Source organism: Streptomyces sp. NPDC054887 (genome assembly GCF_053610585.1).
In genome coordinates, this window is sequence record NZ_JBSGYQ010000112.1 from 1 (window position 1) to 12,836 (window position 12,836).

Genomic DNA, 12,836 nt, shown 5'->3' on the forward strand with positions numbered 1-12,836 from the left:
GGCCCCGACCGTCCGCGGACGGTCGGGGCCCTGCCGGTACGTCGCTGAACGGGCAAGACCTTGGCACCAGGTGGCCTTTGCTCAGCGCCCGCCCGCCGTCGGCCAAGCCGTGACGACCGCGCCGGGGCCGCTCGTAAAGGCCTCCGAGGTCCGGGACAGGCAGCTCTCGCACTGCCACGGTTCCCGCGATCGGTGCGGAAAAAATGACGGGCAATTACCCGCTCCGCTGCATACAGCTGCCGATACCGGTCAGGCGAACGGGAAGTATCCGGCGACTGAATGGAGGCACGACGATGAACTGGCGTCACAAGGCCGCCTGTCGACGGGAAGACCCTGACCTGTTCTTTCCCATCGGCACCGGTGGCCCAGCCGTACTCCAGGCCGAGGAGGCGAAGGCAGTATGCCGCCGATGCCCGGTTGTTGAGGAGTGCCTGAAATGGGCACTTGAAGGCGGCCAGGACATGGGTATCTGCGGCGGTCTGACCGAAGATGAGCGGCGTGCTGTCAAGCGCCGGACGGCCAGGGCGGCCCGAGCCCGGGCGGAAGCCTGATCTCACGAGCGTTCCATGTTGGTGCAGGCGTCCCTGCCCCCGACTGCTCTCCACCCCGCGGGTCGACCGGCCTGGCCAATTCTTCATTTTGGCCAGGCCAATGGTCGTCAAGCGATCGCCGAAAAGGTCGTGTTCCGCTGGGTGGCCGCAGACGCCGCGTGCCATTGCGGACACCGTGTACGGACGGGAGCAAGGGCAGGGCGTCTGCCCATCCGGCCACGGCGACAGCTGATCGACGGCATGCGCTTCCGGGGCCGTGCCGAACGGACAGAACCTGCCGAGGCCGCTGACAGCCACGTGTCGCCGATCCCGACGCGCGCCATCCGGCAGAACTTTCGGCACACGCCCTGGCCCGGTTGGGCGCGGGGTGGCGAGTGCAAGCGAAGCATGGTGTGACTTCCTGGCGGTCGGCTGCTGTGGTTGGTTGCCGACCCCGACGCATGTCCGCGCAGTGTTGCGTGCGTGGAAGGCCGGCTCTGTCAGTGAGTGGGAGAGCGCTTCGACTCCGGTCGGGGAGGCGCAGGGCCGTGGGGCGAGACACACCGAGTTCCTCCGGCTCTGCGCCCCGGAAGCGAGCTGGGGGAGTCTGCCGAACAGCTTCCCCCAGCCCTGTCGGGCCTTGCGATGCGACGGTCCACCACCGGTTCACCGAGTGACGAGGGCCGGGTGTGGGCCAACCTCCACAGCGCGGTTCTCGACGGGTTCGGCTCCTGAGCCACTACCTACGGCACCCAAGCTGAGGGCGGCCCTTGTGTGCCTCGGTCCCGATGGGCCGCGCGAGCCGTATCGCTACGGCATGGAGCGTAAATCCCCAGGTCACAGATGCGACGGAATCCCGCAAGCCTATTGACGCGGGGGCTCTACCAGTCAGTAACCTCCGGGTGTGCCGCCCCCCACGGACGCCGATCCCCCGAGGCATGCCATGAAGAAAAGTGTGCTCCCCACTGCCGTTGTGAGTCTTGTGCTCACCCTGGCCGCCGTGTCCCCGACTCACGCCGCCGCCGACAGCTCGACCTTCGGTCCTGCCAGTCACCCCATCCTGTTCGTGCACGGATACAACTCGTCCGGCTCGTACTGGAACACCATGGCCGACGAATTCAGAGGGGACGGCTGGCCGTCCAGCCATCTGCGGCAGTGGAGCTACGACACCCGGCAGTCCAATGCCACCACCGCTCAGCAGATCGTCACGGAGGTCGACCGCCTTCTGGACGCCACGGGAGCGACCAAGGTCGACATCGTCACGCACTCCATGGGCGGGCTGTCGAGCCGCTACTACGCGAAGAACCTCGGCGGCACGCAGAAGATGGACGCCTGGGTCTCGCTGGGCGGTCCGAATCACGGAACCGACTGGGCGAACGGGTGCTACCACCAGTCCTGCGTCGAGATGCGTATCGGCTCCGACTTCCTCGGCAAACTCAATTCCGGCGACGAGACTCCCGGCAGTCCTCGGTATGCCACGTGGTGGTCGCCGTGCGACACGGTCATCAATCCGGACAGCAGCGTCGCCCTCAGCGGTGCGGCCAACACGAGGACCGCATGCCTCGGCCACAACGCACTGGGGTCGGACCCGACGGTGTACGAACAGGTGAGGAAGCACATCGACAGCTGACCGTCGCGCGCCTGCCGTCGGACCACCTCCTTGAGCGGGTCCGCGTGCCGGCGGCAGGCCGGCACACTTCTCCCACGCGCGCGGCACGTCCTACCCGCCGAGACGTCGGTCCCGGGGTTGCTGCGCGCACCAGAGAAAGGGCGGCCAGATCGAGACCGCGCCAGGCTGCCCGGTTGTCTGGGATGATCTTCGTTCAGCGTGCGGCTACGCCCCGGAGCGCCAACGGGGCTCCAGCCCCTGCTGACGCTCTCTATCGGCATCTCCATGCGGCCGACGATGGCCGAGGCGAAGACGGGGTCGGTCGGCGCCATTACAGCTCCGACGAGGAACCACGTCGTCCAGTCCAGCCCGACAAGACAATGGGTGATCAGCGCCATGCCGACGAAGCCAGAGGCATGCCGAGCCCCGCAGCCCGGGCCGGAGCCTTCCCGTTCTCGCAAAGCTTGGGGAGCGAGACGTGCATGCCGTCGGTGAACAGCACCGCGAACCGGGCCAGATCGGCCGTGACTGCGACGATCTCACTGTCCGGGGTGATATGGATCAGTTCCAGCAACCCGTCGCTGACGAGCGCGCCACCGACAAGGAAAAGCAGGCAGGTGGACAGCACGGACGGGCCGCAAGTCCGGAAAGCAGCAGAGGAGCAACGCGGCACCGAAGACGGCGACGGCACCATGAAAGCATCCCTCAATCGGCAAAGACATGTGTCTCCGTCGCCGACCGGGCTTCCGGGCACTCCACGCAAGCCGTGCACGTTCCCTACGTGCTGTTGACAGGTTCTTGACGATCACGGATTGGACGCCAACCACGAGACGAAGCATCGCGAGGCAGCGTCAGGGCACTGGAGGGAGGTCCGCTGCGCCGGGCGAGCCGTCTTGACCGCATCAGGAGAAGGAAAAGACACCGCAATGAAGTGGCTTGTCACATTGGCCGGAGCAGGTCTCGTCCTGGTCAGCCTGCGCGATGTGTTTCACACGCTCTGGCACCCCACGCGCCACGGAGGTTTGAGCCGGCGCGTCATGACGGCCTTCTGGCGACTGTCCTCCCGGCTCGGCCGCCGTCGCGCCGCCGGGCTGGCCGGCCCGCTCGCCATGGTCACAGTGGTGGCGCTGTGGGCGTCCACCGTCACGGTCGGCTGGGCACTCGTCTACTGGCCGCATCTTCCCGACGCCTTCTCCTTCACCGCCGGCCTGGAACCTGCCGAGCATGCGGGGTTCCTGGACGCGCTCTACATCTCCATGGTCACCGTGGCCACACTCGGCCTGGGCGATATCGCCCCCGAGAACGGATGGGTGCGCATCTTCGGGCCCATGGAAGCCATCGTCGGCTTCGCCCTGCTGACCGCCACCGTCACCTGGGTCCTCGGCATCTACCCCGCCCTGGCCCGCCGCCGCGCACTGGCCCTGCGCCTTTCCCACCTACGGCGCACCCGTACCACGACGCGACAACTGGACTCCGCCGCCGGGGCGTCCATCCTCGACAGCCTGGCCTCCGGCGTCGCCACCGTGTCCGTAGATCTGCTTCAGTACGCCGAGTCCTATTACTTCCACGACGGTGACGAGCACACGTCCCTCGCCAACAACATCGGATACGCGCAGGAGCTTGCCGAACTGGCCGCTACCACGGAACGCGACGACGTCCGCCTGTGCGGAGACGTACTGGGCACTGCGCTTGAGGACCTCGCGCTCATCCTCGAGCAGCGCTTCCTCCCCGCACAGGGAACCGGTTCGGCGACGTTCGTCGCGTTCGCACGGGACCACGGCGCCCGGCGCGGGTCCGACTGACGACGCCGAAGGCGGCTCTCCCCTGTGACGGCTCGTCGTTCGAGATCCTGCTGCGTGTCACTTCCTGGCGCGGTACAGCCTGATGTTCCTGTTGACGAAGAGGTGGACGTAGCCACAGTGCGCGCAGATCAAGCCGGTTGCCGACTCGTCCGCCCAGGCGAGGTTCAGGAACTCCATGCCGAAGCTGTTGAGCTTGACCTCTCGCACACGGAACAGGTCCTCGTCGCACACGTGGCAAGCGATCCAGATGTCCTCCACGGACGCGTGCACCGGCTTGGCCACCGCGTTCTCCTTCGTCTCGTCGAGTCCGCTCGAGGGGCTGGTCTGGGCCGAGCGGAGCATTGCGGTCGTAGGTGCGACGTATGCGTCAAATAACCCAGTCGCTCCCCGGGTGTGCTTCGTGTCGGGCGGCGGGGCGCTGTGCAGTGACCGGGGTCTGTGGCGCGTGTGATGGCTGTCTCGACTGCCGCGACCCTGTCGGCCAGTGAACCGAGCGCCGCCACCGCGTGCCCAGTCCATCGTCTCCCGCCCTGCCGAGCGCCAAAGGGCCGGCGTCGTTCTGGCGGACCTGTACGACGGCGGTGGAGCCGTCCCGGGCGGCGACCTCCGCCTGGCCGAAGTCCGCGTCCACCCGTCCTGTTCGGATGGTGCAGGTCAGACGAAGTCCTACCGGGACGGACCGGGTTCGTCGGGAAAGAGCGCGGCGAGCGGGCGTACGAGCGCTCGCGTCAGACGCCAGGAGCCGAGTGCCGAGGCGAACAGCAGCACGGCCGCGAGCAGGTGGAGCAGGGCCTCGGGCCAGCCTGTACGGGAAAGAAGGAGCCACCCCGTGACGCTGAAGAACCAGCACAGGGCGATCAGCAGCGAGGCCGACACCGAGAGGGGGACGCCACCGAGACCGAGGGCTTCGGTGTCCACGTCCGAGTCGAAGCTGTCGTGGCGGGCGGCGCCGAGCAGGACCAGCAGCCAGAAGCCGACGACGACCACGAGGGCCGCGGAGAACAGCACGGTGGGGAACGTCGCCGTGGCATGCAGGAACTCGTCCATCCCTCTTCCTCCTTGATCCGTGCTGCGGCGTGCTGCTTTCCGGGCTACGGCATCCACCTCGTGCGCCCGGCTTCGACCGCCTCATGCTGACAGGACGTGCCGCGACTCCGCATTGCCGAGCACCGGCATTCTTTACGGCCCCTTGATGCCGGTGAAATGCCCTCGGCGCACGCGTGCCACCCTTGACGTCACGCGCCGCAACAGCTTCAGCGACGTGTCGAGGAGCGGGGGATGGCCATGGGGAAGCGGGACGCAGCCGATGCATACCTGGAGGGGTACGCCCAGACTTTGGCCAGTGCCTGTGCCACCGGCAGACGGCTGACCCGGGACGAGCTGGCGGCTCTGCGGGCCCAGGGGGAGCGTGCGGCCGAGGCCGGCCTCGGGCTGCGCCTTCTGGTACGTGCCCACCTGTCCGCCGCCCAGGACGTACAGGCGAACATGCGTGGCGCGAGCGCCGATCACCTCCTCGCGGCAGTGGAGCAGGCCGTGGACGCCTTCGCCGAGGGACATGAGCAGGCCCAGAGACTCGCGATCCGCCAGCAGGAAGCCGCCCGGCGGGAGTTCATCGACGACCTGCTCCACGGGCGCAGCGACGCGGGGCATCTGGCGGAACGGGCCGAGCGGTTCGGACTCCTGCTGTCCCACTCCCATGCGGTCGCCGTAGCCCAGGGACCCGAGCCCTACGAAGACGGCTACGCCGTCACCCGCGGCATCGAGGCGTCCCTCGCGGCCCGCTTCGGGCACCGCCGCATACTGCTCACCACGAAGAACGGCCGGCTGATCTGCATCGTGCCAGGGGCTGAAGCCGACGTCCTCGGCTTCTTCGCCAAGCAGGCGTACGCAGCCACCAACGGCGGCCGTGTGGCCATCGGCCGCCCCCACCCAGGTGTCGGCGGAGTCGTCCACTCCTACGAGGAGGCTCTCAACGCCCTCGACCTGGCCGCGCGCATGCACCTGACCGACCCGGTCCTGCACGCCGCAGACCTCTTGGTCTACCCGGTCCTCACCCGCGACCGCCAGGCGATGGCCGACCTCGTACGCAGCGTGCTCGGCCCGCTCCAGCAAGCGCGTGGCGGAGCGCGGCCGCTCATCGACACCCTCAACGCGTACTTCCAGGCGGGGTGTGTGGCCGCCGAGGCCGCCCGGCGCCTTTCCCTGAGTCCGAGGGCGATGACGTACCGGCTGGACCGGATCCACCAGCTGACGGGCGCCGACCCCGGCGACCCCGTCGATCGGTACACCCTCCAGACGGCCGTAGTGGGTGCCCGCCTACTGGACTGGCCGGACCAGGAGCTCTGAAGCTCCCTGCGGTAGAGGAAGAGGCGGCACTGTCTGCACGACCCGCTCCCGTCGGCGTCGCGGGACTGCACGGCCGAATGGCGGGTGAATGCGCCGTCACGGAAAGTGACTGGCCGGTTGGCGGGAGGCGGCGTGCAGGGACCGCGTAGAGTGCCCAGCTGGTGTGCAGAGTAGGTGAAAACGCCCCGCGCATCCGCCCCTCAAGACATAAGTGTCCGATGAACGGACATGACTCTCCACATAACGGTCCGGTCTCGCCTCCTGGGGCTTCGCCAAATAACTCACCGTTATGTGACTTGCGTTACTAAAGCCTGCGTAAGGGCGTGGTAAAACTACGCAACTCCGCAGGCGGCAGCACCCCGGCCGCCCTACGGAGCCGTCGGCACGCACCGACAGCACGACCAGGGTGACCACGGTCCGAGTCCGCGGATCCGCGCCCGGGTCGCCGATCGGACAACGGCGTTCGCTCAAAGACCGCACACCAACCGGCGCAGCCTCCCGCGCGCCGGCCCCGCGCCATCGAGGTAGCCAAAAGTGTCACTCGACTCCATCACCAAGTCCGTCGACGAAGCCGTCAGCGGTTTCGCCGAGCCCATAGCCAACTGGCTCAGCGAAGTCGTCTTCTACTCCGTGCCCGTCGGCGGGACGGAACTGCCCCTCATCGTCGCCTGGCTCGTCGTCGCCGGTCTCGTCTTCACCGGCTGGTTCGGCTTCGTGCAGGTCCGCAAATTCCGCCTCGCCGTCGACGTGGTGCGCGGCAAGTACGACGAGGAGGGTTCGGCCGGTGAAGTCAACCACTTCCAGGCGCTGACCGCGGCCGTCTCCGGCACCGTCGGCCTGGGCAACATCGCCGGTGTCGCGGTGGCCGTCTCCATCGGTGGCCCCGGAGCCACCCTCTGGATGATCCTGTGCGGCCTGCTCGGCATGGCCACCAAGTTCGTCGAGGTCACCCTCGGTGTGAAGTACCGCGAGGTGCACGCCGACGGCACGGTCTCCGGCGGCCCGATGCACTACCTGCCCAAGGGCCTGGCCGACCGCTTCGGCAAGAACGGCAAGACCCTCGGCAAGGTCCTCGGTGTCCTCGCCTCCTTCATGATCCTGTTCTTCGGCCTCTTCGGCGGCAACCTCTTCCAGGTCAACCAGTCGTACGCGCAGATGGTCTCCGTCACCGGCGGCGAGGACGGGCTCATGGGCTCCTCCGCCGGCGCCCTGTTCTTCGGCATCCTCGTCGCCGCGCTCGTCGGCATCGTGCTCCTCGGCGGCATCCGCTCGATCGCCAACGTCACCAGCAAGCTCGTGCCCGCCATGGCCGGCATCTACATCGGGGCCTGCCTCATCGTCATCCTGGTGCACGTGACCGCCGTCCCGGCCGCGATCGCCGCGATCGTCGAGGGTGCCTTCAACCCCGCGGGTGTCGCAGGTGGTGTGCTCGGCGCGCTGATCGTCGGTTTCAAGCGGGCCGCCTTCTCCAACGAGGCCGGTCTCGGCTCCGCGCCGATCGCCCACTCCGCGGTCAAGACCAAGCACCCCGCCAGCGAGGGCCTGGTCGCCCTGCTGGAGCCGTTCATCGACACCGTCGTCATCTGCACGATGACCGCGCTGACCATCGTCATCGCCAACCCGGCCAGCTACGTCCAGGCGCGCAAGGACGGGGACCCCGTCGGCGTCACGATCACTTCCGACGCCTTCGGCACCGTGATGCCCTGGTTCCCGTACATCCTCACCGTCGCGGTGCTGCTGTTCGCCATCTCCACCGTGCTGACCTGGGGCTACTACGGCCTCAAGGCATGGACGCACCTCTTCGGCCGCAGCCAGGCCAGCGAGCTGATCTACAAGGTGCTCTACACCCTGTTCGCCGTCGCCGGATCGCTCCTGACGCTCCAGACCCTGATCGACATGGCCGACGCGGTGCTCTTCATGCTCGCCGTCATCAACATCATCGGCCTGTACCTGCTCGCCCCCGTCGTCAAGCGCGAGCTGAACTCCTTCCTGGAGTTCGTCCGCGCCCGCAACGCCGGCGAGACGGACGAGGCCGACGGAGACCAGGCGTCGGTGAAGACCACCGTCTGACCGCCCTGCGGCCCGGCTCCTGAGCGGGTCCGTACACACCTCGCGCCTTGGTGTGTACGGACCCGCTCTTTGTGCGTTGCAGCAGGTGAAACGGTGTCTGGTGCGATCAGGCGAAGGCGGTTAGGGTGTGAAGAACGCGTCAACAGCCCGCCCGGAGGCGGCTGTGTCCGACGCGCGGTGTGCCGGGAAGTCTGGTCGGCGTCCTAGGGGCCGTATGCCCTTTTGCCGATGCCCCGGAGGTTCCCCCTGATGGCCGCTGACCCACGCGAGCGTTCCCCCTTCCTCGGCCTGCTGCCGCTGCCCGAGCGCAACGCCGTAACGCAGGCGCTGAGGACGGAAACCGTCGGCGGGCTGGTGCTCCTGGCCGCCGCCGTAGTGGCGCTGGTGTGGGCGAACACCCCGTGGAGCGACGTCTACGAGCAGATACGCGACTTCCACTTCGGCATACCGGCCCTCGGCCTGGACCTTTCGGTCGAGCACTGGACCGCCGACGGACTCCTCACCATCTTCTTCCTGGTCGCGGGCATCGAGCTGAAACGCGAGTTCGTGGTCGGCGAGCTGCGGACCCCGGCCACGGCTGCTCTGCCGGTCGTCGCCGCCCTGTGCGGCATGGCGGTGCCGGCCGCCCTGTACGCCGTCACGGTCATGGCCGGGGGAGGCAGCCTCGAAGGCTGGGCAGTGCCCATGGCCACCGACATCGCCTTCGCTCTGGCCGTTCTGGCCGTCCTCAGCACCCACCTGCCCTCCGCGCTGCGCGCCTTCCTCCTCACCCTCGCCGTCGTCGACGACCTGGGTGCGATCCTCATCATCGCGATCTTCTTCACCAGCGACCTGAACTTCCCGGCCCTCGGCGGAGCACTGGTGGGCCTGGTCGTCTTCTACTTCCTCCAGCGCCACCGTGTCCGCGGCTGGTGGTGGTACGTCCCGCTCGGCATCACCACATGGGCCCTGATGTACAACGGTGGCGTCCACGCCACCGTCGCCGGCGTCGCCATGGGTCTGATCCTGCGTACGACCCGGGACAAGGGTGAGGCGTCCTCGCCCGCCGAGCGGACCTCCCACCTGCTGCACCCGGTGTCGGCGGGAGTCGTCGTGCCGCTGTTCGCTCTCTTCGCCGCAGGCGTCGGTGTCTCGGCGGCGTCACTCGGTGAGGTCTTCACCGAGCCCGAACCGCTCGGCGTCGTGCTGGGACTGGTCATCGGCAAAACTCTGGGAATCTTCGCCGGCACCTACCTGGCCGCCCGCTACACCAAAGCCCGGCTCAACCCGGACCTGGCCTGGGCCGACGTCTTCGCCCTTGCCGTGCTGGCCGGGATCGGGTTCACCGTCGCTCTGCTCATCGGTGAGCTGGCCTTCCCCGACCCGACGGCGGCCGAACACATCAAGGCCGCGGTACTCATCGGGTCGCTGATCGCGGCAGGCCTGGCTTCCCTGCTGATCAAGCGCCGCAACGCCGTCTACCGTCGCCTGTACGAAGAAGAGAACCGGGACGACGACCACGACGGCATCCCCGACATCTACCAGCGCTCTCCGGCACCGCCGAGTACTGACGGGCAGGGCGGCGGAGCTGCCCGCGACGCCTGCCTCGGTGCCTTGGGACGGCAGTCGTTGTGAGACATGCGGGGCCGTCATGCGAGACACCGCCCGATCGCCGCTATTCACCGCCGAGGAGAGGCGCGCGGGAACGGTTGCCGGACGTCGTGGTGCCGTCGGCTTCGGCTGCGTCGGCGAGAGCCTCGGCTGCGGCTTTCGCCGCTTGCGCGGCGTCGCTGGCCGCCTGTGCGGACGTGTCGTCCGAGGAGTTCTCGCGCGTTGCCGATGACTGGGGCAGCACCTCGCTGAAGGCGCGTGACACCCCCTGGAGGGCGGAGGTCACTTCGCTGGGGATCATCCAGAATGTGCTTCCCGAACCTTGCGCGAGCTGGGGCAGCATCTGCAGGTACTGGTAGGCGAGCAGCTTGGGGTCGGGGTCGCTGCGGTGTACTGCCTGGAACACCTCGTCGATGGCGCCCGGGACTGTCCCTCGGCCTTGAGTATCTCGGCGGTGCGATTGCCCTCGGCGCGAAGGCGGTATCAAGCGGGGAGTGTCATGAGTGCCAGCGGCGTGGTGGTGGGCCGGGGCGAACCGCCGGCGGGTTCTACCGTCACGCCCATGCCGGTGGCCTTCCCCAGGTCTCCCTCCATCACCACAGCACCGTCGTGTCCGACGAGACCGGCCGGCCTCATCCTGGGGCCGTCGTCGAACCACAGCTGGTAAGTCTTGTCGTCGGCCAGGTCCGGCAGGCCGGAGGTCAGGAAGACCGCGGTGTCCTGGCTACGGGAGACGATCACTGTGGCCCGTGCGCCGCCCTTGACGCTGCCGCTGACGGTACGGGCGTCCGGGGCAGCCAGCACCCGTGCCATGTCCGTGCTGTCGTTCTCGGCCCGCTGTGCTCTCTGTTCGGCCTGTTGTGCGTCCTGGTACTGCCAGGCCGCCGTGCCGCCGAACGCGGTGGCCGCGGCGACGCAGGCGGCCAGCACTAGACGTGGCGCATACCGTGCGCGGGCGCTGACCGGACGGGCCGCCACGACACCGGCCGTCAGCTGTGGCGGCAGTTGGCGCACCGTCTTGATCCAGGTGATGACCTGTGGCTTCATTCCGGGCGGGGGCGTGACGGCGACAGCAGTGCCCAGACGCGCCGCGGTCGCGCTCAGCTCCCGCACTTCCTCGGCACACGCCGTGCAGTTCCGTACGTGACGCTCGATCGTCTCGCGCTCGTGTTCGCCGACCGCGTTCAGGGCGTACGCGCCGGTGAGGACATGTACGTGTTCGTCGCTCATGCGTTCACTCCCATGCAGTCTCGAAGGCGGATCAGACCGTCTCGCAGACGTGTCTTGACGGTTCCCAGTGGCGCCGACAGGGTGGCGGCGACCTCTTGGTGGGTGTAGCCCTGGTGGTAGGCAAGGGTCACGGCCTGGCGCTGCAATTCGGTCAAGCCCCGCAGGCAGCGCCTGACTTGTTCACTCTCCAACCGGACCGCCACCTCCTCGCTCACCTGGTCGTAGTCCGGGGTGCGCTCACGAGACGCGCTGCGCCGCTCACGGGCGGTCGCCGCTTGCTCCGAGCGCACCCGGTCCACGGCGCGACGGTGAGCCATCGTCATCACCCATGTCATGACGCTGCCCTGCGCGGGACGGAAGCGTGTGGCAGTGCGCCACACCTCGACCATGACTTCCTGTGCCACCTCCTCGGACTGGGCCGGATCCCGCAGCACCTTCAGCACCAGTCCGTAGACCGGCCCGGCGACCGCGTCGTAGAGGGTGGCGAAAGCGTCCTGATCACCGCCGGCGACGGCGGCTACGACATCGGACAGTTCTGGTCCGTGCTGCGCTGCGCCTGCGATGCGTGCGATCTCTCTCACCGCACACCTCTGGGACGGCCGAGACCAACGGGGCGAAGCGCGGAGTGATGGTCGCCCATGCCCAACCTTTCATGCGTGACGGGTGAGCGATGAACACCGCGTCTCTTCGGCGGTTCTTGCTCTTACGACTGATTCGTAGCCCTCGTCCTCGCGGATGGGTTCGCCGGCCGACTTTGTGTCCGCCCGCAAAGTCGGCCGCTTCCCGACCAATCCGTATCGGCTTCGGCGCCGAATGGAGTGTGTGAGGGAAGCGGTACGGCCCCCAAACAGCAGAAGCGGCTGCGGGGGCCGTATTCCCTTGGCACTCCTCACACAGCCAAGCGCCGCCTGTCGGTGCTCGTCATCTGCTCTCAAGGAGTTCTCTGTCATGTTCAGCACCCGTTCGCGCCGCACCCTCGCCGTCGCCATCGCCGCAGCGGCCCTGCCTCTCGCCCTCACGGCGTGCGGCATGGACAACGGCGGCGACAGCGGCAAGGGGTCCGGCTCCTCGGCCGCCAAGGAAGGCCCGGCCCAGGACGACAAGGGCAATGCTGCGCAGGCCTCGGGCCCGTTCGGCCCGGGGTGCGCTTCGGTTCCCAAGGACGGCGCGGGCAGCTTCGACGGCATGGCGAAGGACCCGGTGGCCACGGCCGCGTCGAACAACCCCGCCCTGTCCACCCTCGTTACGGCGGTCAAGAAGGCCGGCCTGGTGGACACGCTGAACAACGCCGAGAACATCACGGTGTTCGCCCCCACCAACGACGCCTTCGCCAAGATCCCGAAGGCCGACCTCGACAAGGTCCTGGCCGACAAGGCCACCCTCACCAAGATCCTCACCTACCACGTGGTCGGGGAGAAGCTCGCCCCCAAGCAGCTCGAGAACGGGTCCTACGACACGCTCGCGAAGAGCAAGTTGACCACCTCCGGCTCGGGCAAGTCGTACATGGTCAACGACTCCGCGAACGTCGTCTGCGGCGACGTCTCCACCGCCAACGCCACCGTCCACATCATCGACACCGTCCTCATGCCCAAGTGATCGACGGGCGAACGGGGCCGTGACGTTGCCTCCTTCGCTCCGAACCGCCGGCTGGTCCCTGCG

At 68.0% G+C, this 12,836-nt stretch carries 11 protein-coding genes and 2 pseudogenes; 7 read left to right on the forward strand and 6 right to left on the reverse strand.

Annotated elements, in window-relative coordinates:
- Window positions 1-293 precede the first annotated feature (293 nt).
- Both ACWGH0_RS33595 and ACWGH0_RS33600 read left to right on the forward strand, forming a co-directional pair.
- Window positions 294-551 (forward strand): WhiB family transcriptional regulator, encoded by a 258-nt coding sequence (locus ACWGH0_RS33595; protein ID WP_453408060.1) that lies wholly within the window; start codon window positions 294-296, stop codon window positions 549-551.
- 922 nt (window positions 552-1,473) lie between these two features.
- A complete protein-coding gene (locus tag ACWGH0_RS33600; protein ID WP_453408061.1) occupies window positions 1,474-2,160 on the forward strand; it encodes an esterase/lipase family protein in 687 nt (228 codons plus the stop codon).
- Window positions 2,161-2,414: 254 nt separating this feature from the next.
- On the opposite strand, the pseudogene ACWGH0_RS33605 reads toward ACWGH0_RS33600, so the two are convergent.
- A pseudogene (locus tag ACWGH0_RS33605) lies at window positions 2,415-2,861 on the reverse strand (cation:proton antiporter domain-containing protein); the annotation flags it as partial.
- Window positions 2,862-3,176: 315 nt separating this feature from the next.
- On the opposite strand from ACWGH0_RS33605, the gene ACWGH0_RS33610 reads away from it, so the two are divergent.
- Entirely contained in the window at window positions 3,177-3,941 is a 765-nt protein-coding gene (locus tag ACWGH0_RS33610; RefSeq protein WP_453408062.1) for a potassium channel family protein, read from the forward strand.
- Window positions 3,942-3,998: 57 nt separating this feature from the next.
- On the opposite strand, the gene ACWGH0_RS33615 is transcribed toward ACWGH0_RS33610, so the two are convergent.
- Both ACWGH0_RS33615 and ACWGH0_RS33620 read right to left on the reverse strand, forming a co-directional pair.
- Window positions 3,999-4,283 carry a hypothetical protein gene (locus ACWGH0_RS33615; protein ID WP_453408063.1) on the reverse strand — a complete coding sequence of 95 codons (285 nt, stop codon included), beginning with the start codon at window positions 4,281-4,283 and terminating at the stop codon, window positions 3,999-4,001.
- 324 nt (window positions 4,284-4,607) lie between these two features.
- The gene (locus tag ACWGH0_RS33620; RefSeq protein WP_453408064.1) at window positions 4,608-4,988 is read right to left on the reverse strand and encodes a hypothetical protein; all 381 of its coding nucleotides are present in this window, start codon (window positions 4,986-4,988) and stop codon (window positions 4,608-4,610) included.
- Window positions 4,989-5,225: 237 nt separating this feature from the next.
- Between ACWGH0_RS33620 and ACWGH0_RS33625 the strand changes: the two genes are divergently transcribed.
- The 3 genes from ACWGH0_RS33625 (at window position 5,226) to nhaA (ending at window position 9,971) form a co-directional block, all read left to right on the forward strand.
- A complete protein-coding gene (locus ACWGH0_RS33625; protein ID WP_453408070.1) occupies window positions 5,226-6,287 on the forward strand; it encodes a PucR family transcriptional regulator in 1,062 nt (353 codons plus the stop codon).
- Between the two features lie 534 nt (window positions 6,288-6,821).
- Entirely contained in the window at window positions 6,822-8,357 is a 1,536-nt protein-coding gene (locus tag ACWGH0_RS33630; protein ID WP_453408065.1) for an alanine/glycine:cation symporter family protein, read from the forward strand.
- A 249-nt stretch (window positions 8,358-8,606) separates the two neighbouring features.
- Window positions 8,607-9,971: a Na+/H+ antiporter NhaA gene (gene nhaA, locus ACWGH0_RS33635; RefSeq protein WP_453408066.1), complete on the forward strand. Its 1,365-nt coding sequence runs from the start codon at window positions 8,607-8,609 to the stop codon at window positions 9,969-9,971.
- 40 nt (window positions 9,972-10,011) lie between these two features.
- On the opposite strand, the pseudogene ACWGH0_RS33640 reads toward nhaA, so the two are convergent.
- The 3 genes and pseudogenes from ACWGH0_RS33640 to sigK form a co-directional block, all read right to left on the reverse strand.
- Window positions 10,012-10,424, reverse strand: a pseudogene (locus tag ACWGH0_RS33640) (SPFH domain-containing protein); the annotation flags it as partial.
- 6 nt (window positions 10,425-10,430) lie between these two features.
- On the reverse strand, window positions 10,431-11,177 hold the full coding sequence (locus tag ACWGH0_RS33645; protein WP_453408067.1) for an anti-sigma factor: 747 nt from the start codon (window positions 11,175-11,177) through the stop codon (window positions 10,431-10,433).
- Window positions 11,174-11,758 (reverse strand): ECF RNA polymerase sigma factor SigK, encoded by a 585-nt coding sequence (gene sigK / locus ACWGH0_RS33650; protein WP_453408068.1) that lies wholly within the window; start codon window positions 11,756-11,758, stop codon window positions 11,174-11,176. Before sigK ends, ACWGH0_RS33645 begins: the two co-directional genes overlap by 4 nt.
- A gap of 367 nt (window positions 11,759-12,125) precedes the next feature.
- Here sigK and ACWGH0_RS33655 point away from each other — a divergent pair, with 367 nt between their 5' ends.
- Window positions 12,126-12,773 (forward strand): fasciclin domain-containing protein, encoded by a 648-nt coding sequence (locus ACWGH0_RS33655; RefSeq protein WP_453408069.1) that lies wholly within the window; start codon window positions 12,126-12,128, stop codon window positions 12,771-12,773.
- Window positions 12,774-12,836: the final 63 nt, after the last annotated feature.

Coding starts and splice junctions, on each gene's coding strand:
- ACWGH0_RS33595 (WP_453408060.1), top strand. CDS start 294: ATGAACTGGCGTCACAAGGCCGCCTGTCGACGGGAAGACCCTGACCTG.
- ACWGH0_RS33600 (WP_453408061.1), top strand. CDS start 1,474: ATGAAGAAAAGTGTGCTCCCCACTGCCGTTGTGAGTCTTGTGCTCACC.
- ACWGH0_RS33610 (WP_453408062.1), top strand. CDS start 3,177: ATGACGGCCTTCTGGCGACTGTCCTCCCGGCTCGGCCGCCGTCGCGCC.
- ACWGH0_RS33615 (WP_453408063.1), bottom strand. CDS start 4,283: ATGCTCCGCTCGGCCCAGACCAGCCCCTCGAGCGGACTCGACGAGACG.
- ACWGH0_RS33620 (WP_453408064.1), bottom strand. CDS start 4,988: ATGGACGAGTTCCTGCATGCCACGGCGACGTTCCCCACCGTGCTGTTC.
- ACWGH0_RS33625 (WP_453408070.1), top strand. CDS start 5,226: ATGGGGAAGCGGGACGCAGCCGATGCATACCTGGAGGGGTACGCCCAG.
- nhaA (WP_453408066.1), top strand. CDS start 8,607: ATGGCCGCTGACCCACGCGAGCGTTCCCCCTTCCTCGGCCTGCTGCCG.
- ACWGH0_RS33645 (WP_453408067.1), bottom strand. CDS start 11,177: ATGAGCGACGAACACGTACATGTCCTCACCGGCGCGTACGCCCTGAAC.
- ACWGH0_RS33655 (WP_453408069.1), top strand. CDS start 12,126: ATGTTCAGCACCCGTTCGCGCCGCACCCTCGCCGTCGCCATCGCCGCA.